Genomic DNA, 23987 nt, shown 5'->3' with positions numbered 1-23987 from the left:
GACATCCACCACGAGTCCTGCTAACATAGTTGAGCCCTCGCGGACGGTTGGCTGCTGTCGCCGCGACATCTCTCATGATCTGAGTGGGGACGACCGCGTCCTCATGTCAGAGGCAACAAGCAAGGAACATCCAAGAATGACTTCAGTACAGCGTGCGCGCCGCCAGGTGCGTCTTTCGCGTGCCCTGGGCCTCGCTCTGACGCCCAAGGCTGTCAAGCACTTCGAGAAGCGTCCCTACCCGCCCGGCGAGCACGGTCGTACCGCTCGCCGCAAGGAAAGCGACTACGCCGTTCGTCTGCGCGAGAAGCAGCGTCTTCGCGCCCAGTACGGCCTGCGTGAGAAGCAGATGACCCGTGTCTTCGAGGAGGCCCGTAAGGACTCACGCCGTACCGGTGACGCGTTCGTCGAGCTCCTCGAGATGCGTCTCGACGCGCTGGTGCTGCGTGCCGGTTTCGGCCGCACCATCCTCCAGGCCCGTCAGGCCGTTCTGCACCGCCACATCCTCGTGGACGGTCAGATCGTCGACCGCCCCTCGTTCCGCGTGAAGCCCGGCCAGACCATCCAGGTCAAGCCCAAGGCCGTCACCATGGAGCCCTACATGGCTGCCGCCGCCGGCGCGCACCGTGACGTGCTCCCCGAGGTTCCGGACTACCTCGACGTCACCCTCGAGAAGCTGACCGCCAAGCTGGTCCGCCGCCCCGAGCGTGCCGAGGTCCCCGTGACCTGCGAGGTGCAGCTGGTCGTCGAGTACTACGCCCGCTAAGCGAGCGCAGTACACCCAAGACACACTCAGCCGCTGGGTTCCGGTCCGTCCGGGCCCAGCGGCTTTGTCATACTTGACGGGGTCGGGTACGAAACCCGACCCCGGCATCGGCCGCCGTCCTATGGCCGATGCCACCCTCACCCGGGGAGCCGGGCCGTACGGCCCGTGAGCCCGCACCATCCGTAACGGAGGACAGGATGCGCACCGCTGACGTCAGGCAGCGCTGGATCGACTACTTCGAGTCGAAGGACCACCACATCGAGCCCAGCGCACCGCTGGTCTCGCCGGACCCCAGCCTCCTCTTCACCGTCGCCGGCATGGTGCCGTTCATCCCGTACATCATCGGCACCGAGACCTCGCCGCACCCGCGCATTGCCTCTGTCCAGAAGTGCATCCGCACCAAGGACATCGAGGAGGTCGGCAAGACCACCCGTCACGGCACGTTCTTCCAGATGCTGGGCAACTTCTCGTTCGGCGACTACTTCAAGGAAGGCGCCATCGACTTCGCCTGGGATCTCCTCACGGGTCCCGAGAGCGAAGGCAAGTACGGTTTCGACCCCGAGCGTTTCTGGGTGACCATCTGGAACGAGGACCAGGAAGCCTTCAGCGCCCTCACCAACGTCGGTGTGGACCCCGAGCACATCGTGAAGCTCACCCGCGAGGAGATCTTCTGGGACACGGGCCAGCCCGGCCCCGCCGGACCCTGCGCCGAGTGGCATTACGACCGCGGCCCCGAGTTTGGTCCCGATGCTGTCGGCGGCACGGTCGACCCCGGTGGCGACCGTTACCTCGAGATCTGGAACCTCGTCTTCGACCAGTTCCTGCGCGGAGCGGGCGACGGCAAGGACTACCCGCTCATCAAGGAGCTGGACCAGAAGGCCATCGACACCGGCGCGGGCCTGGAGCGCATCGCCTACCTCAAGCAGGGGGTGGGCAACATGTACGAGATCGACGAGGTGTTCCCCGTCATCGCGAAGGCGCAGGAGCTCTCCGGCCTCACGTACAAGACCGACGAGACCAACGACGTCCGCATGCGCGTGGTCGCGGATCACATCCGCTCGTCGATGATGCTCATCCACGACGGCGTCACGCCCGGCAACGAGGGCCGCGGCTACGTGCTGCGTCGCCTCATCCGCCGCACTGTGCGCGCCATGCGCCTCATGGGAGTCGAGGACCCCGCGATCGAGACCCTCGTGCGCACCTCGTACGAGTCCATGCGTCCCTCGTACCCCGAGCTCGACCTCACCATCGACAAGGTCGCGAACGTCGCCGCCACCGAGGAGGACGCGTTCCGTCGCACCCTCGTCAAGGGCACCACCGTCCTCGACACCGCGGTGGAGAAGGCCAAGCAGGGCGGCCGCACCAGCCTGCCCGGCTCCGCGGCGTTCGAGCTGCACGACACCCACGGCTTCCCCATTGACCTCACCCTCGAGATGGCGGCCGAACAGGGCCTTACGGTCGACGAGGCGGGCTTCCGCCAGCTCATGACCGAGCAGAAGGAGCGCGCCCGCGCCGACGCGAAGGCCAAGAAGGGCGGCCACGCGGACGTGGGTGTCTACCAGGCCCTCACGCCCACCGTCTTCCGTGGATACGACGAACTCAGCCTCGCGACCACCGTCGCGGCCGTGATCAAGGACGGCGTGTCCGTCCCCGTGGCGACCGCCGGCGACACCGTCGAGGTCATCCTCTCCGAGACCCCGTTCTACGCGGAGTCGGGCGGCCAGGACGCGGACACCGGCGAGATCCGGGGTGCTAACGCGACGCTCCACGTCATCGACGTGCAGAAGCCCGTCGCGGACGTCATCGTGCACACGGTGACCGTGACGGAGGGCGAGATCGCGGCGGGCGACCAGGTTTCCGCGGAGGTCGACGCCGTCAACCGTCACCATGCGTCGAAGGCGCACTCCGCGACGCACCTCATCCACGCCGCGATCCACGAGACGCTCGGCACCGACGCGAACCAGGCCGGCTCCTACAACAAGCCCGGCTATATGCGCCTCGACTTCTCGTGGCGCAATCCGGTCTCGGCCATGGCCCGCGAGGACATCGAGGGCATCGCCAACCGCGCCATCCGCGAGGAACTCCCGGTCGCAACCAACGTCATGAACCTCGACGAGGCCAAAAACCTCGGCGCCATGGCGCTGTTCGGCGAGAAGTACGGCGACCGCGTGCGCGTGGTGGAGATCGGCGGACCCTTCTCGCGCGAGCTGTGCGCAGGAACCCACGTCGCAAACTCGAGCCAGATCGGCCTCCTGACGGTGACGTCCGAGGGCTCCGTCGGCTCCGGCGCGCGCCGCATCGAGGCGCTCGTGGGCGCGGACGCGTTCAGCCACCTCGCCAAGGAGCGCTCGATCGTCGCCGAGCTCACCGGCACACTCAAGGCGCGCCCCGAGGAGCTCAGCGACCGCATCGGCGGCCTGCTGACGCGCCTCAGCGACGCCGAGAAGCAGCTCGCGCAGTACCGCGCGCAGGCCATGCAGCAGGTGGCCGGCGACCTCGTCGCCACGGCGACGGACGTCAACGGCGTCCAGCTCGTCGCCCACGAGTCGGCGACCGCGGCGGACTCCGACGACCTGCGCACGCTCGTCACGGACGTCCGCACCCGCCTGGGTGACGCGAACCCCGTGGTGGTGGCGGCATCGGCCGTCATCAACGGTCGCCCCCAGATCGTGATCGCCACCAACGGCCCCGCGCGCGACGCGGGCGTGCGCGCCGGCGACCTCGTGAAGGTCGCGGCGCAGACCCTCGGCGGGGGTGGCGGCGGCAAGCCCGACCTCGCCCAGGGCGGCGGTCAGGACCCGGCCAAGGTGGGCGAAGCGCTCACCGCCGTGCGCGACGCGATTCAGGCGCGCGGCTAAGGACTGCATGGAACGGGGAGTACGCCTGGGCGTCGATGTGGGCACGGTCCGCATCGGCGTCGCGGCATCGGACCCGGACGGCCTCATGGCCTTCCCGGTCACCACGGTGCAGCGCGTGAAGGGCAAGACGGCCGATGCTGTGGCTGAGTTGGCGGCGATCGTCGCCGACAAGGCGGCCACGCAGGTGTTCGTGGGCCTGCCCCGGAAGCTGTCGGGCGCCCAGGGCACCTCTGCCGAGGATGCCAGGGACGTCGCGACGCAACTGTCGGAACGATGCGGGGTGACCGTGCGTTTGGTGGACGAGCGTTTCTCGACGACCACGGCATCGGCCTCCATGAGGCAGGCCGGACGCAACGCGAAGCAGCAGCGTCAGGTGATCGACCAGGCAGCCGCCGTGGTGATCCTGGAAAGCGCGTTGGACATTGAACGTCGGGGAAATCTGGATAGGGTGACTGAGATGATCCCGCGTGAGGGTGGAGATGACTGATCTATTCGAGGCCGAGTCGACCACGACGACGTCGCTGGACCTGCGACGCCTGCAGCGTCAGAAGCGACGCGCGGCCAGGCGTAAGTGGACCGCCATCATCTCGGTGGTCGCGGTGGTGCTGCTCGCCATCGGCATGTCGGTGGCGTACAACTTCGTGAGCTCCTTCGGGGGCGGCGGAGGCGACGACTCCGTCGCCGACTTCGAGGGCGCCGGCCAGGGCGTTGTTCAGGTGGTCATCGAGCCCGGTGACTCCGGCTACGACATCGCGCAGACGCTGTACGAGGCCGGCGTGGTTGCCTCCACGGACGCGTTCATCCAAGAGGCGAACTCGCGTCCCGACGAGGCCCAGTCCATTACCCCCGGCTATTACTTCATGCAGAAGGAAATGAAGGCCGAGTATGCGATGGACGCGCTGCTCGACCCCGCGAACCGTGACGAGCTGAAGATCACGATTCCCGAGGGCTACCGCGTCGACTACTACCTGCAGTCGATCGCTAACCTCACCGAGTACTCGCTTGAGGACGTCGAGGCCATCGCCGAGGACACCGACGCGCTGGGCCTGCCCGAGGTTGCCGACGGCAACCTCGAGGGCTGGCTGTTCCCCTCGACCTACACCTTCACGCCGGACGTGCAGCCGGCCGAGGTGCTCTCGACGATGATCGCTCAGACGGTCAAGACGCTCGACAAGTACGACGTCGCCGAGGAGGACCGCCAGGAGATCGTCACCGTGGCGTCGCTCATCGAGAAGGAAGCGAAGCTCGACGAGGATCGCCCCATGATCGCCGGCGTCATCTACAACCGCCTCGAGATCGACATGCCGCTCCAGCTGGACGCGACCATCAAGTACCTCAGCCCGTCGGAGGGTGCGTTCACCACCACGGAGGAGCGCGAGATCGACTCGCCGTACAACACGTACATGTATGCCGGACTCCCGCCGGGTCCCATCGCGAACCCGGGCGAGGCGTCCATCGAGGCGGCCGTGAACCCCGCGGAGCACGACTACCTGTACTACGTAACGGTCAACCTCAACACCGGTGAGACGGTGTACGCCGAGACCTACGACGAGCACCTCAAGAACGTGGACCAGCTCCAGGCGTGGATCGCGGAGAACGACTCGTCGTCGTCCGACGAGGAGTAGGTCGGTGACGAGCGGCCCGCGCAAGGCGGGCGTGCTGGGCCACCCCATTTCGCACACGCTGTCGCCGTCGCTGCACGGCGCCGCCTATGCGGCGCTGGGTCTGGACTGGACCTACGACGCGTACGACGTGACCGAGGAGTCGCTACCGGCGTTCATCGACGCGCTCGACGGCACGTGGGGCGGGTTGTCGCTGACCATGCCGCTCAAGGTTGCGGCGCTGCCCCTGGTGGAGTTCGTCGAGCCCATGGCCAAGCTGGTGGGCGCCATCAACACCGTGGTGGTGCAGCCCGTGGGGCCGCGCGTGCAGTTGGTGGGGGCCAACACCGATGTGCACGGCGTGGTGGCGGCGCTGGCCGAGGGCGGGGTTTCGTCCGCTTCGGAAGGTGTGGTGATCGGCGGGGGAGCGACGGCGACCTCGGCCCTGGCCGCCCTAGGGCGCATTGGCGTCACCCGTCCCGTGGTGGCGGTGCGCAACCGCGCTCGCGCCGGCGGGCTCATGCGTGCGGCGACCAAGATGGGCGTCGAGCCGCGGTTCGTGCCGCTCGAGGACGCGCCAGCCTTCCTGGCCGATGCCGAGGCGGTCGTCTCCACGGTTCCGGCCGATGCCGGGGCCGCCTTGGGTGCCGCTCTGGGGTCCGTACGTCGTGGCGCCGTGCTGTTGGACGCCGTGTACTCGCCGCTCGAGACCCCGCTGGGGCTCGCATGGGCCGCGGCTGGAGGAGTCTTTGTGCCTGGTACACGGATGCTCCTGCACCAGGCGGGGGAGCAGGTGCGACTCATGACGGGCCACGAGGCTCCGCTCGAGGTGATGGCGGAACAGTTGCCGCGAGTCTGACCGCGTGTCGGAAGTATCACAGTAAGTCTGAGGTCCTTCTCATTCAAGGCGCGGTCGATATACCCTTCGTTCGAAACATTTCGCTGAGGGGTAATACGTGAAGCAGCTTGGTGCCATCCTCATGGAGGACGGCGTCCTCACTGAGGACCAGTTGATGGACGCCATCGATGAGCAGCGCTCTCGTGGTGCCTCGCTGGGCCGCACCCTCGTCGAGATGGGGATGATCTCCGAGGGTCAACTGGTTCGCGCGCTCGCCAACCAGGTGGGCATGGAGTTCGTCGAGCTGGGTGACTTCCCGGTGGACCGCGCCGCCGTCGCCTTGGTGCCGGACACGGTCTGTCGTCGTCACGCGGCGCTGCCCATCCAGATCGACGGCGACATCCTCAAGATCGCAATGTCGAACCCCGGCAACGTGGTGGCCGTCGACGACATCCGCACCATCACACGCATGCAGATCCTGCCGGTGGTGGCGTCGCACGACGACGTTCTGAACGCCATCGATCGCTACTGCCGGTCCGATGCCGAGCTCAGCGAACTCCAGGGCGCTATCAACGAAGAGGCCGACGCCGCCGACCTGTCCGACATGTCGACGGCGGTCGAGGACGACGCGCCCATCGTGCGCTTCGTCAACCTGCTCATCACGCAGGCCATCCAGGACCGCGCCTCGGATATCCACATCGAGCCCCAGGAACGCGACGTTCGTGTGCGCTACCGCATCGACGGCGTGCTGCACGAGATGCAGAACGCGCCCAAGGCAATCCAGGGCGGCGTCATCTCGCGCATCAAGATCATGGCGGACATCGATATTGCCGAGCGGCGCAAGCCGCAGGACGGCCGTCTGTCGGTCTCGCACAACGGCAAGAAGGTCGACCTCCGTGTCGCGACGCTGCCGACGGTGTGGGGCGAGAAGGTCGTCATGCGTATCCTCGACAACTCGACGGCGACGCTCGAGCTCGAGGATCTAGGCATTCGACAGAAGAACTACGAGGCGTACTCGAAGAACTTCACCAAGCCGTACGGCATGATTCTCGTCACAGGTCCGACTGGTTCGGGCAAGTCGACCACGCTGTATGCGACGCTCAACCAGATCGCTCGGCCCGAGATCAACGTGATCACGGTCGAGGACCCGGTCGAGTACCGCATCCCCGGCATCAACCAGGTGCAGGTGAACCCGAAGGCGGGACTGACGTTTGCGTCTGCGCTGCGGTCCATCCTGCGTGCCGACCCTGATGTGGTCCTCCTCGGTGAGGTGCGCGATGGCGAGACGGCACAGATTGCCATCGAGGCGGCGCTCACCGGTCACTTGGTACTGTCGACGCTGCACACCAACGACGCGCCCTCGGCACTGACGCGCTTGATCGAGATGGACATCGAGCCGTTCCTCGTGGGCTCCGCTGTCGACTGTGTGGTGGCCCAGCGTCTGGCGCGCCGACTGTGCTCTCACTGTGCCGTGCAGTACCAGATCGAGTCCGAGGCCGAGATCCCCGTCAACGTGGGGTGGGTGCCTGGCACACCGCTCCCGACGGTACTGCGCCCCGAGGGGTGCCAGCGCTGCTCCGGTACCGGATACCGAGGTCGCGTGGCGCTCCACGAGGTCATGAGTATCAACGAGGAGATCGAGCGACTTGCTGTGGCGCGTGCCTCGTCGGCCGAGATCGCTCGTGCCGCGCACGAGAACGGCATGGAGACGCTCCTGATGGACGGTTGGGCGAAGGTGCTCGATGGCACCACGTCGGTGGAGGAGCTGCTCCGTGTGGTCAAATAGCGCGTTTCGGTTAATGTGCCTGCAATCAGATGCCGATAGTGTCTGCGTCGGCGGTGCGAGGGGCTCCGTCGAGAAGTTGAGGGAAGTGCGATGACGTCTTTCATGCCCGAGGACCTGCCCGAGCGGCCGGAAGATTTTCCGACGCCCGCGGCCCGTCCCGCAGCGGCGCCATCACCCCAGCAAGCCACGCCATTGACGTCGGCGACGGGCGCAGGCCGCGTTTCAGGTCAGGCTGCCGGCGCACCCCATGGAGCTCCTAGTGGGGGCACGCAGCACCTACGGCCGCCGGTGGGCGTACCTACAGGCGGGGTGCGGCCTTCACCTGGCGGCGGCGCCCGATTAGGTGTCGCTCCCGGAGCTCAGGAAGGCGACCTGGACCTCCAGGGCGCCTTACGTGCGATGCTCGCAGCCGGCGCATCTGATTTGCACATCACATCGGGCGCCCCGCCGATGATGCGAGTCGATGGCGCGCTGCAGCCGATCGAAGGCATGCCCCGCCAAACGCCCGAGGGTATCCAACGCTCACTGTTTTCTGTCATCACCCAAAAACAGCGCGAGACGTTTGACGAGCAGCTCGAGCTGGACTTCTCGTATTCGTTGATCGGTGAGTCCCGGTTCCGCGTCAACCTCTACCGCCAGCGCAACGCCGTCGGCGCGGCGTTCCGTGTGATTCCTTACGAAATCAAGCCGCTCGAATCGCTCGGCGTACCGGAGGCGGTTTCAAAATTCGCTTACCTCGCCCGCGGCTTAGTTCTCGTCACGGGACCCACAGGTTCGGGCAAGTCCACCACCCTTGCCTCACTCATCGATCTCGCGAACCGCTCTCGCAGCGGACACATTATGACGGTCGAGGACCCCATCGAGTTTCTTCACCGGCACAAGAGGTCGCTGATCAACCAGCGTGAGGTGGGCGCCGACACGAAGTCATTCGCCACAGCGCTTAAGCATGTGTTGCGCCAGGACCCAGACGTCATCCTGATTGGTGAGTTGCGCGACCTCGAGACAATTCAGGTTGCCCTGACCGCTGCAGAGACGGGTCACCTAGTCTTCGCCACCCTGCACACTCAGGACGCAGCTCAGACCATCGACCGCGTGATCGACGTGTTCCCGGCGGAGCAGCAGGGTCAAGTACGCACTCAGCTAGCATCTGCGATCCAAGGCGTTGTGTGTCAAACGCTCTTGCCGCGCGGCGACGGTCCTGGGCGCGCGGTTGCGGTCGAATTAATGGTGGCCAACCCCGGCATTCGTAACCTCATTCGTGAGGGCAAGACCCACCAGATCCACACTGCGATGCAAGCAGGCGCTGCTCTGGGGATGCAGGCAATGGACCAACACCTGGCAGAACTGGTGAAGTCTGGCGTGGTGACCTATGACGATGCCGTCGATGTTTGCCATTCCTTCGAGGAGTTCACACGTCTTTGCGGCCGAGCCGGGCAAAGGGCCTGAGGAGAGAGTCGACGAGATGGCAACCGCGACGAAGGAATACGCGTTCACTGCGCGTGATCACGCAGGCAAGGTCCACAAGGCGTCGATGGAGGCACCTTCGCCCGACGTTGTAGCGACGCGTCTTCGCGAGCGCGGCCTCACCCCGCTTGCTGTAGATGAGGCTGGCGGAAAGGGCCTTAACGCCGAGATCACCATTCCTGGGTTGGGCGAACGCATCACGCTCAAGGACATCGCGATCATGGCTCGGCAACTATCGACCATGATCTCAGCAGGGCTCTCTCTGCTGCGAGCATTGAGCATTCTTGCTGATCAGACAGAGAACAAGGCTCTGCAAAGGGTTCTCGGCGAGGTTCGCAGTGATGTGGAGACCGGCAGCGCCTTTTCGCGGGCGATCGGTCGTCACCCCCAGACCTTCCCACCGATCATGATCAACATGGTGCGAGCGGGAGAGATCGGCGGATTTCTCGACGACGTCCTCGTGTCGATTGCCGAGAACTTCGAGAACGAAGTGAAGCTCCGAGGGAAGATCAAGTCCGCGATGACCTACCCCGTCGTCGTCTTCTGTATTGCCATTCTCGCGACCGCGGCCATGCTGATCTTCATCGTTCCGGTCTTCGCCACGATGTTTGAGAATCTCGGTGGTGAACTACCATTCCTCACCCAGTTGCTTGTGTACTTGTCGGACGCCATGGTGGTCGTCGCGCCCGTGTTGATCATCGCGATCATCGTCTTCACCGTCTGGTGGCGCAAGAACAAGCACAAGGAGTCGGTACGCCGGGCATACCAGCCGTGGACCTTGAGGGCTCCGGTATTCGGTTCGCTCGTCCAGAAGATTGCTGTCGCGCGCTTCGCTCGAAACTTCGGGGCGATGGTGCGAGCAGGAGTGCCAATCCTGCAGGCGCTAGACATCGTGGGAGAGGCGTCGGGAAACATTGTGGTCGAGGATGCTACCCGGGCAGTACAAGACTCCGTGCGGCGGGGAGAGTCGCTTGCCAAGCCGCTCGCGGGCCAAGGGGCTTTTCCCCCGATGGTCGTGCAGATGATCGCGGTTGGTGAGGATACCGGCGCTCTGGACACCATGCTCGACAAGATTGCGGACTTCTACGACCAAGAAGTCGAGTCGACTACGGAGCAGCTCACCAGCCTTATCGAGCCGATCATGATTGCCGTCCTTGGCGGGTTGATCGGCACCATGGTGATCGCGCTCTATCTACCGATCTTCAACGTTTTCGAGCTGATCGGTTAGCCACAGACTTCTCCATGGCTTCGCCGTGGTGGAGAGCCCCACTGGGGCATTGACACATAGCAATGAACAGGAATATGAGGGAACTCACATGATCAAGAAGATTCAGGAGCGCCTCCAGGAGCGCTTGGAAGAGAACGACAAGGGCTTCACGCTGGTCGAGCTTCTCGTAGTCATCATCATCATCGGCATCCTCGCCGCGATCGCCATTCCGCTGTACCTGAACCAGCAGGCGAGCGCGCGTGATTCGGCAGCGGAGGCGGACCTCGCGAACTACCGTGTCGCAGTAGCGAGCTGGATCACTGAAAACCCCACCGAGACGCTCGCTGCAGACTCTCCGATCGGGTTTGTCTCCAGCCCTGGCAACACGGCTGCTCTTTCGGTTGATGCTGCTGGCGACCCCTGCATGTCCATCACGTACGACGGCGGCAACCTGGACGCGGTCTCGACTGACGTCAATGGTGCTATCTACGACGACGGTACCTGCACGACGGCGCGTGCGAGCTAGCCAATAGCGAACTGGGTGTGGTGGCGGCAAGTGCCGCCACCACACCCTCTCGACTTGGATATGGATGGGGAGGGGTGAGAATGCCCGATGACAAGGACGAAGGCTTCGGCATCGCCGAGGCTTTAGTGTCGATTTTGCTCTTCGGCATACTGGCTGTCGCACTGGTTCCGGCGCTCATCCTCTCCCTGCAGGTCTCGGCGAACACGTCAACGACTGCGTCTGCATCCCAGGTGGCAGCCGGCCGCATCGAGGCTGCTCGCGATGCCTCTGGGAGCTGCGAGTCGTTTCGGGAATTCTTGGCGAGTGCTCCGACGTCAACGGTGGACGGTCGCGGCACGCCCTATACCGTTTCTCAGTCCCCGACCGAAGCGGAAGCCGACTCCTATCTTGTCGCACCCTCCGGTGGACCCGGCGACGACGATCTCGACGGTGTCCTCGATAGCTGGTGCGTTGATGGAACGCCCCAAGTCCTAAACTTCACGGTCTCTGTACGCTCGGACGGCGATGACGCGTCCGACATCGCGGATGTGACCACTTTGATCGCTGTGCCGGGACTGGGGTAATCGCATGACCCTGCCGCCGCGCGTATCCTCTGACGAGGGCTTCACACTGGTCGAGCTGCTCGTGTACATGTTTCTGTTTGCCATCGTGTTCACGATGGTTGCCATGCTCATGATCAACGGCTTCCGCACGCAGAGCGGGGTGACACAGACCACCACCCGCGCGGGCGACGCTCAAAATGCGTCTGCCGCCATCGCCTATGACGTGCGCTACGCCGCCGCGTTCAGAATTGAGACTGGAGGCGATGTGTTGCGCACTCGTACGTGGGAAGGTACGCCCTCATCGGGCCGGTACGTGTGTCGTGGCTGGTATTACGACGACGTAAGCGCAGTACTTCGGCACATCTCCTCCGATACAGCGGTCGCTAGCACTGCCGGCGGCGCGCAGTCGTGGCCCGTCTATGCGCGAGAAGTATCGGCGGATGTACCTTTTACGACGATCGACGGGCAACGAGTCGATGTCAACTTCGCGACCGTGACAACGCAATGGGGTGTCGACACCCGAATCGACACGTCGGTGACCAAGCGAGTTCAAAGTGAAACCGAGGGTTCGCCGTGCTTCTAACACGCATGAAGTCGTCAGATGAAGGACAAGCTCTGGTCATGGTGCTGGGGCTGATCGTTGTCATGGGTGTCGTCATTGTCACCATCGCCTCTTCCGCGGTCTTCGGAGCTGTTTTCTCCACGCAAAGTCGCGCTTCGGTTGAATCCCAGGCAGCCGCGGAAGCAGGCATTGATGCGCTTGCGGTCCAGATCGTCAACGATAGATGCGACGACGTTGTCGTGGCCGGTGCCGATGGGACCTTGACGTATTCGAGCCCCTCGGGCCGCCCAAGTTTTGAGGCCGTCGTGCAGAGCCGTGCGACTGCATCGGGCGCGTTCGTCAATCGGTGCCCGCTCCCCACCGATGTCGCCTATCGCATCGTCTCGACGGGTCATGCCGATCAGCCAGGCGCCGCCGGTTACTCGCAGGGAGATGTAGAAGTGCTCGAAGCGATGTGGACCCGCGCCGCAAATCCGCCGCGGTTCGAGCATGCAGTGCGCGGTGACGTCGCGATCGCGTCTGCAGGAATTGCGGGTATCTATTCCTCTGATGGCGATGCTGGCGTCTACACCGACGGCGATTTCACCTGCCCATCCGGTTTTCCCATTCAGGGTGACCTTATTGTCCACGGAAACGTACTGTGGACGGATAGTAACTGTCGTGTGACGCGCAATGCCTATGTTGCAGGGAACATTCAGTACAACATCGGTGCTGGATCGAACCCGAATGTGGGCGGTGACCTGGTGGTGGGCGGCAACATCGTGCACAACCTCAGTACGACGTATGGCAACTTCGATGCCGGGAGTAATACACAGCACATAGACGTCGCAGGAACAGTGCGAGCCGGTGGAAAAATCGAGGCGTACTGTGCTTATCCCCGCCACGCTCCGAATACCAACTGGAGCGGTTTCTCGCGCTACCCGGGCCGCAACGGCATCCCAGCATCGTGCGCAGATGGTAGCGGAGACGCCGTCACGATGAATGTCGCGGGGCTGTCGATACCTGAGGCGAGCCCGTTCGAGGTCCTCACGCCTGCATCGTCTCCTTTCACGACTTGGCGCCAAGTCGCTTGGGACACGATGTCGGGGGTCTCTCCTGGTTCGGTGAGCAATGGCCGTCGAATCGACGGCAATCAATGTCGCAACCATCCGTGGAATGGTTCTGCAGTTATCACCGTCACAGAGGACACCACCATCGACACGACGTCAGTCTGTTCATCCGGAATTCTTCTCGGAGATTACGGTGGCCTCACCATTAACCTCTCCGCGGACCTTGCTTTGCTGGGAAACTATTTCTATGGAAATGGCAACATTACAATCAACTCGGTCGACGGCGGGGATCACAACCTCTATCTGATCGACACAGCTCCTGTAACGTTCACGGGGTGTCCGGCGACGGTGCCAAATGCAAGCACGTCAAGTGGTGGCTTTCAGTTGAGTTCGGGCAGCTGGAATCAGAGTCCCCAGATCTCTGTTCTTGCTTACACCCCCGGAACATTCCAGGTGGGCAGGTCCAATTTCGTGCTCGGGGGCCAGGTTTACTCGTGCCGCTCACAGTTCTCGTCCGGTTTCTACCTGGATTTCCGGCGCGTAGATGACGACGCAGTCGAGCCCAGTATTGAGGATTTCAATCTGAATTATCTACGGGAACAGTAGGGTTGTCGTTGAACCTCCTAATTTTAAGCGGTGCAGGGATTTTCGGTCTTTTATTAGGGAGCTTTGCGAATGTCGTAATCGCGAGGATTCCGTCGGGCGGTTCTGTGGTGGCTCCTCCGAGCGCTTGTCCGCAGTGCGGGCATCGGATTCGTGCGCGGCATAACGTTCCCCTTGTGGGATGGCTCGTGCTCCGTGCCAGATGCTACGACTGCAGTGCGCCGATCAGCTACAGGTATCCGGTGATCGAGGCCATCATGGGGGTCGCATTCGCGCTGTGCGTCTGGGTCACAGGAGTCTCCCCAGAACTGCCTTTGCTGCTCTCGGTCGTTTTCTTCACCGTGGTGTTAAGTGCGATCGATCTCGAAGTGAGACGTCTCCCCAATACCCTGACGGCCGCCTTTGCCCTCGCCACATTGGTCTGCATTGCATTGGCGTCGTGGCTGCATGGCGACACGGGCGCACTTCTTCGAGCTTCGATCGGTGCCCTGGGCTTGGGCGCTTTCTACCTCATGGCATGGCTTGTAATACCGAAGGGGATGGGCTTGGGAGACGTCAAGCTCGCTCCTTCATTAGGTGCCGTACTTGCATGGTTTGGTTGGCCACAATTCTTTGTCGGTGCGATCGCGGCCTTCTTCTGGGGCTCGATCGTGGGACTGGTTGTGATGGCGACAACGCGTCGCCGGCACGGTGTGGCCATACCCTTCGGTCCCTGGATGTTCGCGGGCACCTGGACGGGCCTAGTTGCTGGAGTGCCCGTCACAAATTGGTACCTAGGTGTGGCTGGTCTTTCATGACCTTGAGGGAATGGCGACTGTTGCCGATAGGCACATTGCAAAGCAGAGCGGGAGGCGATTGCGTTGGCGACGACACATGTGGGCATTGACATCGGCGAGACGGCGTTACGGATCGCCGCGCTAGAGTTTCGTGGTGGGGCCGATCCCCGGTCCGGCGCGACGTTAAACGCGCTGATCGAGCGCCCCGTGCCTGCTGGCGTGATCCGTGCCGGAGAGATCGAAGAGCCCGCAACGTTTTCGGTGCTGCTCAAGGATGCCTACGGCGCGCTCAAACTCAAGCCGAGGTCAGTGGTCGCGGCGGTGGGACACCCGAGTGTGATGATGCGCGAGGTCACGGTGCCGAGCCAGCAGATGGATAAGGTCCGCAGTTCACTGGCATTCCACGTCAGCGACTCGCTCCCCATGGCGATCGAGGATGCTCAGTTGGATTTTTTCCCCACCGCGGAGTTCGAGAGTGACCAGGGGCCGATGCTCCGGGGAATGCTCGCTGCTGCACCTAGGGAAGTGGTGCGGGACCTCATCGCAGGCCTGGATGGGGCGCGGCTGCAGCCACAGATCATTGATCACAAGGCATTCGGTTTGTGGCGAACCGCTTGCACGGCGGAACTGATGAGCGAAGTGATCGCCATCGTCGACGTCGGCGCCGCGACTACGACCGTCATCATCTCTCAGGCTGGCAGCGTTCGCCTCGTCCGAGTCCTTGGAAGCGGTGGCGCACAGGCGACTGCCGCGGTCCAGTCCGCCTACAAAGGCTCGGCCGTTGACGCCGAGGACCTCAAGCGCAAGGCAGGAATGAGTCCGTCGCCGGTGCCAGAGTACAAGGCGGCGGCCGACGCGGTGAATCAAGCGATGACGCCTCTTATCGAATCTATACGCAACACATTGGTGTACTTTGCAAGCTCAAATCCAGGAGGCGCGGTGCAGCGCATGATTCTGTCCGGCGGCGCTGCCTATCTCCATGGTTTCGGTCAGACTCTCTCGAGTGCCACTCGACTGCCCATCGCGCTCTCGGACCCGTTCGCGGTCCTTACTCTTGGCAAGCGCGTGAACGCGGAATCAATCGCGGGACGTGAGGCGGAGTTCGCGACGGTCATCGGTCTAGCGATGGGTGGTGCCGCATGAACCCGGTTTCCGCAGGTGTGGGCGCTCCGCGCTACCCGCGGGTCAACCTAATCCCGCCCGAGATTGCCGCACGTGCCAAGATGCGCGCAGTTCGCGGCGCCGCATTGCTCGCCATCGGCGCCGCTATCGTCATCGTGGTCATTGGTTTTGTCCTCGCACTCGGCGCAACACAGCTTGCCGAGTCGGACCGGGACACGGCGTTAACTCTCCAAGACGAAACCTTGACTCAGCGTGACAGCCTCGAATCCGTATATGACGCGTACGCTGACTACGATTCGTCGATGTGGACGCTACGACAGATTGGCTACGGCGAGATTCCGCTCTCTGATTTCCTTTTCTCAATAGCGGCCGCAGCCGAGGACGAAGCGCGTTTCGAATCCATCACACTTCGCGGACCCTCCGCCCAAACTCTGGTGGTCGCCGGTGAGGTCGCTCGCGTGACAGGAGTCGGCATGCTCGATTTCAACGCCACGGTTGCCTCGCAGGAACAGGCCACCGCTCTAGTTTCTCGACTAGAGGCGTTGGCTGGGCTTGAGGATGTTGTGGCTGCCACTGAAGCGTATGGGTCGTCGACGGGCCCGACACGCTGGGAAGTCACAGGCTCGGGAGTCGTCACAGACACGGCCCTCAGCGCCCGCTTTCAAGCGTTCGAAGACGGTGTCGCTATCGACCCTCGAGTTCTGTTTGGTGACGCCGTTGTTGAGCCAAGCATTGAACCGTCTCCCGCGCCCTCGAGCAATGGTGAGGAAGAGTAATGCTGAGCTCCAAGTACGCACCCACCATCGCTCTTGCGGTACTGGGAATCGTCATAGTCTTCCTCCTAGGTTGGTTCCTGGCAATTAGTCCTCAACTTTCTGAGGCTTCTGACTTAAGGTCGGACACCACCACGTTGCGCACCAATACGGCGATGATCCAGACGGACATCGCAGCGCTTGCGCAGTACGAGGCCGAGCTCGACGAGCGCAGTGTTGTCGCCACTGCACGCGAGTTCAACGCGCCAGCCCGCCTCGATGTCGAGACCTTCCGGACGCGCATGAATGACGCCATCCAAACCAGCGGCGTTGAGCTTGCGGAGGCGTCCCAGGCTCCCGCAGCCCAGATCGTCGGGTGGGAGGTCGACGCATCGATGCTGACATCGACTGCGGTGGCGCAGCGCTTTCAAAGTGGCCCGGCTGCCACCACGACCGTCACGCCGCAGGAGTTCACCCCGGCGGTCGTAGCACCCAACGGAACAACTGTTCCCGCCGCCGACGTTGCCGAGGTTCCGTTTACGTTTAACGTGGTGGGAACACCCTCAGAAGTACGTGACTTCCTCGATCTCTTGCAAGACCCGGAAGCTCCACTCTTCCTTATGTCGAATGTGGGCTTCGAGGGTCTCGCCGAGGGCGACAACGTTGGCGAAGGGCTGTCTGCGCCTTCAAATGGCGACCTTCTGGTCACCATTGGAGGCACATTGTTCTTATCACACCTTGACACGTCACTGGTCGACGAGGGTCCGCTGGCAACGATCGACGCTGTTCCGTCCGACGCCTTCGCCGTTCCGAATTCCGAAGCCGGTGTCGACGAGGAGTAGACGCGTGTAGTCAGCCAGAGCGTCGCGTGGTCCGTCCGGGCGGCGCTCTGGCTATCGTCTGCCACAATGACACCTATGCTCAGATGGCTCACCGCAGGCGAATCTCACGGTCCAGCTCTAGTCGGCACCCTTGAGGGCCTTCCTGCAGGTGTGGAGGTGACGTCGGCTGACGTGCAGGCAGCTCTAGCCCGGCGCCGTCTCGGGTATGGGCGTGGTGCCCGCATGAACTTCGAGCAGGACGTCGTGACATTCCTTGGCGGATTGCGCCATGGCGTGAGCCAGGGCGGACCCATGGCTATTCAGGTGGGCAATACCGAGTGGCCTAAGTGGGAGACGGTGATGAGCGCCGATCCCGTCGATCCAGCCGAGCTCACCGGAGCCCGTGCCGCGGCTCTGACGCGCCCGCGTCCGGGTCATGCCGACTTGGTCGGCATGACCAAGTACGGCTTCGACGACGCACGCCCAGTGCTCGAGCGTGCCTCTGCCCGCGAGACCGCCGCGCGCGTGGCCCTGGGGACCGTGGCCGAGGCGTTCCTCGAGCAGGCAGCGGGCGTGAAGCTGGTCTCGCATACCACCCAGGTGGGCCCCGTGCGCGTCCCCGACGACGCGCCTCTACCCCCGGCAGATGCGACCGAGGCACTTGACTCGGACCCCATTCGTTGTTTCCACGCGGAGTCCTCAGCTGCGATGATCGCGGAGATCGACGCGTGCCAGAAGGACGGCGACACCCTCGGTGGTGTCGTGGAGGTCGTCACGTACGGGCTTCCGGTGGGTATCGGTAGCCACGTGCACTGGGACCGCCGTCTGGACGCGCGCCTCGCAGCGGCGCTCATGGGAATTCAGGCCATCAAGGGCGTGGAGGTCGGCGACGGCTTCCGTACCGCTGGCCGCCGTGGCTCGCAGGCGCACGACGAGATCGAGTACACCGACGGCGCCGTGACCCGCCGCACGAACCGGGCGGGCGGTGTCGAGGGTGGCATGACGAATGGCGAGCCCCTGCGTGTCTCGGCCGCGATGAAGCCCATCAGCACGGTGCCGCGTGCGCTCGACACGATCGACACCGCCACGGGTGAGGCGGCAAAGGCGATTCACCAGCGCTCGGACGTGTGTGCCGTGGCCCCCGCGGCGGTGGTCGCCCAGGCGATGGTCGCGCTGACGCTTGCTGACTCGTTGCTCGAGAAGTTCGGCGGCGACTCAGTAACCGAGGTGCGCCGCAACATCGAGTCCTACGTCGCTGCTATCCCGGATCACCTGCGCTGATGGTGCATCCCCGCATCGTCCTGATCGGCCCGCCCGGATCCGGCAAGTCCTCTGTGGGCCGCGCGCTGGGCCGGTCCCTGGGAGTTTTGTGGCGAGACACCGACGAGGACATCGCCACACGCGCGGGGAAGTCCATCCCCGACATCTTCCTGGCTGATGGCGAGGATGCCTTCCGCGAGCTTGAGGAGTCGGCCGTGGCCGATGCCCTCGCGATGCACGAGGGGGTGCTGTCTCTCGGAGGCGGTGCGATCCTGCGCGCGGCGACGCAGGATAGGGTGCGATCGGCGGCATCGGCCGGCAGCAAGATCGTCTTTCTCGACGTGTCGTTGCGAGCGGCATCGCCGCGCGTGGGCCTCAACAAGTCGCGTCCACTACTGATGGGTAACCCGCGCCAGCAGTGGCTTTCACTCATGGAGGCGCGCCGTCCCATCTACGAGGCACTGGCTACCGAGACGATTCTGACCGACGACCTCACCGCGGCGCAGGTGGCGCAGGTGATCGAGCAGGGGAGTGACGCGTGACGCGCACCATTACCGTGGCGACAGCGCAGCCATACGACGTGACCATCGGCGCTGGCCTGGTGCAGCCTGCGGTCGACGCCTTGCCCACGACGGCGACGCGCGTGCTCATCGTGCACTCGGCACCGCTGCGCCAGACGGCGGACATCCTTCGCGCTCGCGTCGAGGCCACTGGGCGCACACCGGTGCTCGCCGAGGTGCCCGATGCTGAGAACGGCAAGACCGCCGAGGTCGCCGCGTTCCTGTGGCAGGTGCTGGGCAAGTCGGACTTCACCCGGTCCGATGTCGTGGTGGGCCTGGGCGGGGGAGCAGTCACCGACCTCGCAGGGTTTGTCGCGGCAACGTGGCTGCGCGGCGTTGGCGTGATCCAGATGCCGACCACGGTGCTCGCGATGGTCGACGCCGCCGTGGGTGGCAAGACGGGCATCAACACCACTGAAGGCAAGAACCTGGTGGGTGCGTTCCACGAGCCGCTCGCGGTGTGGTGTGACATGGACATGCTCGCGACCTTGCCTGCTCATGACCGCGTGGCCGGGCTCGCCGAGGTCGTCAAGGGCGGCTTCATCGCCGACCAAGTGATCTTGGATCTCGTTGAGGAACATGCGGAGGCGCTCCGTGCGGAGAAGCTTTCCGATGCGGCCTTGTCAGTGCTCGAGGAGCTCATCGCTCGCAAGGTCCAGGTCAAGGCTGATGTGGTCGTGGCCGACCTCAAGGAGTCATTCCAGCGGGAGATTCTCAACTACGGCCACACCTTCGGGCATGCGATCGAGTACACGGAGCGCTATCAGTGGCGTCACGGGGCCGCAGTGTCGGTAGGGATGGTGTTTGCCGCTGAGCTCGCGCAATTGGCAGGTCGATTGGACGAGGCATCGGTAGATCGTCACCGCGCGATCCTGTCGTCCCTGGGCCTGCCGATCACGTACACGGGCGACAAGTGGGACGCCCTGTCGACCGCGATGCGCCGCGACAAGAAGACGCGAGGTGACCTGCTGCGCTTTGTGGTGTTGCAGGGCATCGGCCATCCCGTCCGTCTGGAGGGACCCGACCCCACATTGCTCCTGGGCGCCTATGACGCCGTGTCGCGCTAGTCTTTGACGAAGGTCACTGAGTCGAGGTCCGAAGGCCGCTCGCACGCCTCGCTGGCATCGTGCTCGAGGGACGGGTCACTCGTCACGATGAGCACTCCTTCTGGAGCAGCCGCGCCGATCTCGCATGCTCTATCCGCCCCGTCATCCCTGCGATTGCGCAACGCTGAGCGCAGGTACGTGTTCCAACTGCGGTCCTCCACCGCTGTATCCACACTGAGCATGCGCCGAACAGGATCGTCCCACGGGACGTCGAGATGTAGGGGGAGCTTCACGGTGGAAGCACCGGCATACTCGATGATGCGATCAGCGACAAGAGGGTCGGGCCCGAAGTAGTCACCAGCCACGATAAGCACCGGCACGGGACGCCACTTGTCGACGAGGGGATGTGTCGGGGCGGCAATCACCGCTACCGCCGTTGCGGCTCCGAGCCCGAGGACGAACAGGGATGAACGCACACGCCGCATGACGAGTGCGGCGGCCACTACCGCAATAGCGATCGGCGCGAGCATCACGGTGGACATCTGCACGTACCGCGACGGGTAGTACTCGAGTTCACCGCTGAAGCCGCCGCGGGCAACGAAGAGTGGAACTCCACCCAGCACAAGCCCGAGTGTCCACACCGCGACGTTAAGAGAGATCTCCCGTGCCCGGGAGAACCCGGCTGACGCACCTGAAACGACCACTGCTGCGATTGCCGCGGTGACCCACCAGTTGACGGGCGCATAGAGGTAGCTCTCGGTCGTGACGGCCGACTCGCGCCCCGCGGATGAACTGGAAGCAAGGCCGACAAACTGCTGCATCGCAAAGAGCCCCACGAACACCAGAAACACGGCGATTGCGGACACAGGCCAGAGCACCGCCGTTGACGGGCCTGCGCGCACCGCGCGACGCATCTGGCCAAAATGTGCCACCGCTAGGAGCCCTGGAACGGCCGCGAAAGGCGTCCAGGTCAGCATGATAAGTGTCATTGCGCTCACAAGCGCCGCCCACGCAACGAGAGGCGCACGGCGGAAGCTCAGGGCGATCGCGAGGCTTGCGAGGATGAGCGCGACCGTGAGATTCGCGTTCACTTGACCGCGATACATAAAAAATCCCGTGGCAGGACCCGCGAGCATGACGCAACTACTCATCGCAGCGGCAGTCGCCATAGCCCACGTGCGCGCGTGTGGTGCGCAGGAGCGGACAACGGTGGCTGCGAGGAGCCCCGCGAGTGTGCACCCGATCACAATCGTCAAGGTCCAGTGCGTTGCGTGCGCCGTCAGCTCTGCTGCCAGTTCTGTGCCACTCGCATCTGTCGGAGAACTCGTGGGCAATAGCGACGCCGTTGCTGCGTGTTCGAGCGGGCGCGGATTGCCCATCTCAACGGGCACCAGGCCGCCCGCTGCCTGGTAGCCCCGGATTTCCCATATATCGAGGCTCGAGTCGTCCCATACGGCCCACGACAGCCCAGAACCTCCTGGCAATAGATGGGCGAGAGCGAGTGCAGTGAGCCAGCTCGCTCCGCCGGCGAGGCTTGACCAGAGTGCCGCGGTAGGGATACGAGGCCTCAGCAAGCGAACCATCGGTCGTGGCGCAAGCACTGCCGAAGCCGTGCTCACGACACCAGAACCGGCCACCGTGTATGGGAAGTGCCACGGGAGTATGGGGGCGATGACCAGGGCGATGAGTGCCGCCAGCGTCCACCCGATGAGAACCAGTGCTAGGGAAGCGGCCGGACCCCATCGTGACCACAGTCGCCACAGCCACACGCCCATGCCATAGAGCACCAATAGCACCGGCGGTGCACCCAGCATGCTCGCTGCGAAGAACACCGCAGCGCCCACAAGTACCAGCGCGGTCGCGCGGTCCAGCTTCGTCATCGATCCCCCTCAGGATGTCTGGGGCGAGCGTAGCGGCCCCGCTACGCTTGGCCCATGAGCGCCACCGTCCTCGTCGCCAATGGCCCTAACCTGGGCCGCCTGGGCACCCGCGAGCCTGAGAAGTATGGCTCGACCACGTTCGACAAACTCGCCGCGCTGTGCATGCAGTGGGGGAGTGAGGTCGGTGTCGAGGCCGTAGTGCGGCAGACTGACGACGAGGCCGAGTTGGTGCACTGGATGCACGACGCCGTCGACAACGGCTGGCATGTGGTGCTGAACCCTGCCGCGTTCACGCACTACAGCTACGCGCTGCGCGACGCCTGTGCGCTGGTGACAGCTGCGGGCCTCACCCTGATGGAGATTCACCTGACGAACCCGCATACGCGCGAGGAGTTCCGCCACACGTCGGTGATCAGCGGTGTGGCAACCGGGATCATTGCTGGGCTCGGCACCGACTCCTACCGGCTGGCGCTCGACGCGATAGCCGCGCGGGCCTAGCGGGTCCGTGCGGCATCGGCCATTGGTCGCCCCGTACGGCGGTCTGGCCGGGTAGACTTTCCGACGGCTCTTTTACGAAACTTCACAAGGACAACACTCATGGCGACCTCGAACGACATCAAGAACGGCTCCGTGCTCAACCTCGACGGCAACCTCTGGTCCGTCATCGAGTTCCAACACGTGAAGCCCGGCAAGGGCGGCGCCTTTGTCCGCACCAAGATGAAGAACGTGCTCTCGGGCAAGGTCGTCGACAAGACCTTCAACGCCGGCACAAAGGTCGACTTCGAGACGGTTGACCGCCGCACCATGCAGTACCTCTACAACGACGGCACCTCGTACGTCTTCATGGACCCCGACACGTTCGACCAGGTCAACGTGTCGCCCGAGGTCATGGGCTCGGCCACCGACTACCTTCTCGAGAACGAGAATGCGACCATCGGCTCGCACAACGGCAACCCGATCTTCCTTGAGCTTCCCGCCTCCGTGGTCCTCGAGGTCACCTACACCGAGCCCGGTCTGCAGGGCGACCGCTCGTCCGGTGGCACCAAGCCGGCCACGCTCGAGACCGGTAAGGAGATCCAGGTGCCGCTGTTCCTCGAGCAGGGCACCAAGGTCAAGGTCAACACGGAGTCGGGCGACTACCTCGGTCGCGTGAACGACTAGTGGGAGCCCGCACCAAGGCACGCAAGCGCGCGCTCGACGTCCTCTTCGAGGCAGAGCAGCGCGGCATTAATGTGGCCGCCGTTCTCGAGGAGCGTCTCGCGCACCCCGGCCACCAGCACCCGCTGCCCGAGTACGCGCAGCAGATTGTGCGCGGCGTCGTGGACCGGTGGCTGGAGCTGAACTCGATCATCGAGGACGCCTCCACGTCGTGGAGCCTGGAGCGCATGCCGGCGGTGGACCGCAACCTCATCCGCATTGGTGCGTGGGAGATCCTGTGCAACGACGAGGTCGCCACGGCTGTCGCCATTGACGAGGCTTGCGATCTTGCGGCTGAGCTCTCGACGGACGAGTCGCCCACGTTCGTGAATGGTGTGCTGGGTCGGATTGCTCGGGACGCGCCGGCGATTGGCTCGACCACGGCATCGGCTACGGACGATCTGGCGGGCGACTAACTCAGCCTCATGACTTCTCGCGACGCCCACGACGACCTGACGTTCACGGTCGGTCACGAGGAAATTGATATCCGACACCGGTGGGAGACGGCTTCGATCGTCAACGACGTGCTGGTGGGTCTGTGGTTCCTCGCCGGATCGATCATGTTCCTGTTTGAGAACCTGATGACGGTAGGCACCTGGTTCTTCATCATCGGCTCCGCTGAACTGCTTGCGCGCCCTCTGATCAAGTTGGGCCGCAATATTCACGTGGGACGGGTACGGCGGCAAGGCGCGTAACGGGCCGCGTTTTTTTGGCCGATGCGACGGTTGGGTTGCGTACGCCACGTTTTGAAGAGGTTTCTCGCCAGGTCGGCGG

General features: G+C 64.0%; 24 protein-coding genes. 23 read left to right on the top strand and 1 reads right to left on the bottom strand.

Annotation, left to right across the window (positions count from 1 at the left end; translation table 11 throughout):
• Positions 1-136 precede the first annotated feature (136 nt).
• From rpsD to aroB, 19 genes are all read left to right on the top strand, one after another.
• On the top strand, positions 137-763 hold the full coding sequence (rpsD, locus tag B7K24_RS11320; RefSeq protein ID WP_084101383.1) for a 30S ribosomal protein S4: 627 nt from the start codon (positions 137-139) through the stop codon (positions 761-763).
• A gap of 197 nt (positions 764-960) precedes the next feature.
• Complete coding sequence (alaS, locus tag B7K24_RS11315; protein ID WP_084130455.1) at positions 961-3621, top strand: alanine--tRNA ligase; 2661 nt, start codon at positions 961-963, stop codon at positions 3619-3621.
• Between the two features lie 7 nt (positions 3622-3628).
• The gene (ruvX, locus tag B7K24_RS11310) at positions 3629-4108 is read left to right on the top strand and encodes a Holliday junction resolvase RuvX (protein ID WP_084130454.1); all 480 of its coding nucleotides are present in this window, start codon (positions 3629-3631) and stop codon (positions 4106-4108) included.
• Positions 4101-5246: an endolytic transglycosylase MltG gene (gene mltG, locus B7K24_RS11305; RefSeq protein ID WP_144268275.1), complete on the top strand. Its 1146-nt coding sequence runs from the start codon at positions 4101-4103 to the stop codon at positions 5244-5246. Before ruvX ends, mltG begins: the two co-directional genes overlap by 8 nt.
• A gap of 4 nt (positions 5247-5250) precedes the next feature.
• Positions 5251-6081 carry a shikimate dehydrogenase gene (locus B7K24_RS11300; RefSeq protein ID WP_084130452.1) on the top strand — a complete coding sequence of 277 codons (831 nt, stop codon included), beginning with the start codon at positions 5251-5253 and terminating at the stop codon, positions 6079-6081.
• A gap of 97 nt (positions 6082-6178) precedes the next feature.
• The gene (locus B7K24_RS11295) at positions 6179-7846 is read left to right on the top strand and encodes a GspE/PulE family protein (RefSeq protein ID WP_084130451.1); all 1668 of its coding nucleotides are present in this window, start codon (positions 6179-6181) and stop codon (positions 7844-7846) included.
• A 288-nt stretch (positions 7847-8134) separates the two neighbouring features.
• Complete coding sequence (locus B7K24_RS11290) at positions 8135-9292, top strand: type IV pilus twitching motility protein PilT (RefSeq protein WP_373994168.1); 1158 nt, start codon at positions 8135-8137, stop codon at positions 9290-9292.
• Positions 9293-9308: 16 nt separating this feature from the next.
• A complete protein-coding gene (locus B7K24_RS11285; protein ID WP_084130449.1) occupies positions 9309-10538 on the top strand; it encodes a type II secretion system F family protein in 1230 nt (409 codons plus the stop codon).
• A gap of 88 nt (positions 10539-10626) precedes the next feature.
• Positions 10627-11043 carry a prepilin-type N-terminal cleavage/methylation domain-containing protein gene (locus tag B7K24_RS13750; RefSeq protein ID WP_084130448.1) on the top strand — a complete coding sequence of 139 codons (417 nt, stop codon included), beginning with the start codon at positions 10627-10629 and terminating at the stop codon, positions 11041-11043.
• A gap of 80 nt (positions 11044-11123) precedes the next feature.
• Positions 11124-11606 (top strand): type II secretion system protein, encoded by a 483-nt coding sequence (locus B7K24_RS11275; RefSeq protein WP_084130447.1) that lies wholly within the window; start codon positions 11124-11126, stop codon positions 11604-11606.
• 4 nt (positions 11607-11610) lie between these two features.
• Positions 11611-12168, top strand: a complete 558-nt coding sequence (locus B7K24_RS11270) for a type II secretion system protein J (RefSeq protein ID WP_084130446.1) — start codon at positions 11611-11613, stop codon at positions 12166-12168.
• Positions 12169-12206: 38 nt separating this feature from the next.
• Positions 12207-13802, top strand: coding sequence for a hypothetical protein (locus tag B7K24_RS13335; RefSeq protein WP_144268274.1), 1596 nt, complete (start codon positions 12207-12209; stop codon positions 13800-13802).
• Positions 13803-13804: 2 nt separating this feature from the next.
• The gene (locus B7K24_RS11265) at positions 13805-14596 is read left to right on the top strand and encodes an A24 family peptidase (RefSeq protein WP_084130445.1); all 792 of its coding nucleotides are present in this window, start codon (positions 13805-13807) and stop codon (positions 14594-14596) included.
• 78 nt (positions 14597-14674) lie between these two features.
• A complete protein-coding gene (gene pilM / locus B7K24_RS11260) occupies positions 14675-15718 on the top strand; it encodes a type IV pilus assembly protein PilM (protein ID WP_159449234.1) in 1044 nt (347 codons plus the stop codon).
• On the top strand, positions 15715-16473 hold the full coding sequence (locus tag B7K24_RS11255) for a hypothetical protein (RefSeq protein ID WP_144268273.1): 759 nt from the start codon (positions 15715-15717) through the stop codon (positions 16471-16473). The genes pilM and B7K24_RS11255 overlap by 4 nt, the downstream gene beginning before the upstream one ends.
• Positions 16473-17291: a hypothetical protein gene (locus B7K24_RS11250; RefSeq protein ID WP_084130442.1), complete on the top strand. Its 819-nt coding sequence runs from the start codon at positions 16473-16475 to the stop codon at positions 17289-17291. Before B7K24_RS11255 ends, B7K24_RS11250 begins: the two co-directional genes overlap by 1 nt.
• Positions 17292-17366: 75 nt before the next feature.
• Complete coding sequence (gene aroC / locus B7K24_RS11245) at positions 17367-18551, top strand: chorismate synthase (protein ID WP_084130441.1); 1185 nt, start codon at positions 17367-17369, stop codon at positions 18549-18551.
• Positions 18551-19072 (top strand): shikimate kinase, encoded by a 522-nt coding sequence (locus tag B7K24_RS11240; protein ID WP_084130440.1) that lies wholly within the window; start codon positions 18551-18553, stop codon positions 19070-19072. Before aroC ends, B7K24_RS11240 begins: the two co-directional genes overlap by 1 nt.
• Complete coding sequence (aroB, locus tag B7K24_RS11235; RefSeq protein WP_084130439.1) at positions 19069-20157, top strand: 3-dehydroquinate synthase; 1089 nt, start codon at positions 19069-19071, stop codon at positions 20155-20157. Before B7K24_RS11240 ends, aroB begins: the two co-directional genes overlap by 4 nt.
• Here the strand turns inward: aroB and B7K24_RS13680 are convergent.
• On the bottom strand, positions 20154-22016 hold the full coding sequence (locus B7K24_RS13680; RefSeq protein WP_144268272.1) for a hypothetical protein: 1863 nt from the start codon (positions 22014-22016) through the stop codon (positions 20154-20156). The genes aroB and B7K24_RS13680 overlap by 4 nt on opposite strands.
• Before the next feature lie 54 nt (positions 22017-22070).
• Between B7K24_RS13680 and B7K24_RS11225 the strand changes: the two genes are divergently transcribed.
• The 4 genes from B7K24_RS11225 (at position 22071) to B7K24_RS11210 (ending at position 23908) form a co-directional block, all read left to right on the top strand.
• Entirely contained in the window at positions 22071-22514 is a 444-nt protein-coding gene (locus B7K24_RS11225) for a type II 3-dehydroquinate dehydratase (RefSeq protein WP_084130437.1), read from the top strand.
• A 99-nt stretch (positions 22515-22613) separates the two neighbouring features.
• Positions 22614-23177, top strand: a complete 564-nt coding sequence (gene efp, locus B7K24_RS11220; protein WP_084130436.1) for an elongation factor P — start codon at positions 22614-22616, stop codon at positions 23175-23177.
• A complete protein-coding gene (gene nusB / locus B7K24_RS11215; RefSeq protein ID WP_084130435.1) occupies positions 23177-23629 on the top strand; it encodes a transcription antitermination factor NusB in 453 nt (150 codons plus the stop codon). Before efp ends, nusB begins: the two co-directional genes overlap by 1 nt.
• A 9-nt stretch (positions 23630-23638) precedes the next feature.
• On the top strand, positions 23639-23908 hold the full coding sequence (locus tag B7K24_RS11210) for a YrhK family protein (protein ID WP_084130434.1): 270 nt from the start codon (positions 23639-23641) through the stop codon (positions 23906-23908).
• The last annotated feature ends 79 nt before the right edge of the window (positions 23909-23987 follow it).

Origin of the sequence: Demequina sp. NBRC 110055 (assembly GCF_002090135.1) — a bacterium.
In the GTDB taxonomy this organism is placed as follows: Bacteria; Actinomycetota; Actinomycetes; order Actinomycetales; family Demequinaceae; genus Demequina.
This window is presented reverse-complemented; position numbering and strand designations above follow the sequence as displayed.

Coding starts and splice junctions, on each gene's coding strand:
- rpsD (WP_084101383.1), top strand. CDS start 137: ATGACTTCAGTACAGCGTGCGCGCCGCCAGGTGCGTCTTTCGCGTGCC.
- alaS (WP_084130455.1), top strand. CDS start 961: ATGCGCACCGCTGACGTCAGGCAGCGCTGGATCGACTACTTCGAGTCG.
- ruvX (WP_084130454.1), top strand. CDS start 3,629: ATGGAACGGGGAGTACGCCTGGGCGTCGATGTGGGCACGGTCCGCATC.
- mltG (WP_144268275.1), top strand. CDS start 4,101: ATGACTGATCTATTCGAGGCCGAGTCGACCACGACGACGTCGCTGGAC.
- B7K24_RS11285 (WP_084130449.1), top strand. CDS start 9,309: ATGGCAACCGCGACGAAGGAATACGCGTTCACTGCGCGTGATCACGCA.
- B7K24_RS13750 (WP_084130448.1), top strand. CDS start 10,627: ATGATCAAGAAGATTCAGGAGCGCCTCCAGGAGCGCTTGGAAGAGAAC.
- B7K24_RS11275 (WP_084130447.1), top strand. CDS start 11,124: ATGCCCGATGACAAGGACGAAGGCTTCGGCATCGCCGAGGCTTTAGTG.
- B7K24_RS11270 (WP_084130446.1), top strand. CDS start 11,611: ATGACCCTGCCGCCGCGCGTATCCTCTGACGAGGGCTTCACACTGGTC.
- B7K24_RS13335 (WP_144268274.1), top strand. CDS start 12,207: ATGGTGCTGGGGCTGATCGTTGTCATGGGTGTCGTCATTGTCACCATC.
- B7K24_RS11255 (WP_144268273.1), top strand. CDS start 15,715: ATGAACCCGGTTTCCGCAGGTGTGGGCGCTCCGCGCTACCCGCGGGTC.
- B7K24_RS11250 (WP_084130442.1), top strand. CDS start 16,473: ATGCTGAGCTCCAAGTACGCACCCACCATCGCTCTTGCGGTACTGGGA.
- aroC (WP_084130441.1), top strand. CDS start 17,367: ATGCTCAGATGGCTCACCGCAGGCGAATCTCACGGTCCAGCTCTAGTC.
- B7K24_RS11240 (WP_084130440.1), top strand. CDS start 18,551: ATGGTGCATCCCCGCATCGTCCTGATCGGCCCGCCCGGATCCGGCAAG.
- B7K24_RS13680 (WP_144268272.1), bottom strand. CDS start 22,016: ATGACGAAGCTGGACCGCGCGACCGCGCTGGTACTTGTGGGCGCTGCG.
- B7K24_RS11225 (WP_084130437.1), top strand. CDS start 22,071: ATGAGCGCCACCGTCCTCGTCGCCAATGGCCCTAACCTGGGCCGCCTG.
- efp (WP_084130436.1), top strand. CDS start 22,614: ATGGCGACCTCGAACGACATCAAGAACGGCTCCGTGCTCAACCTCGAC.
- B7K24_RS11210 (WP_084130434.1), top strand. CDS start 23,639: ATGACTTCTCGCGACGCCCACGACGACCTGACGTTCACGGTCGGTCAC.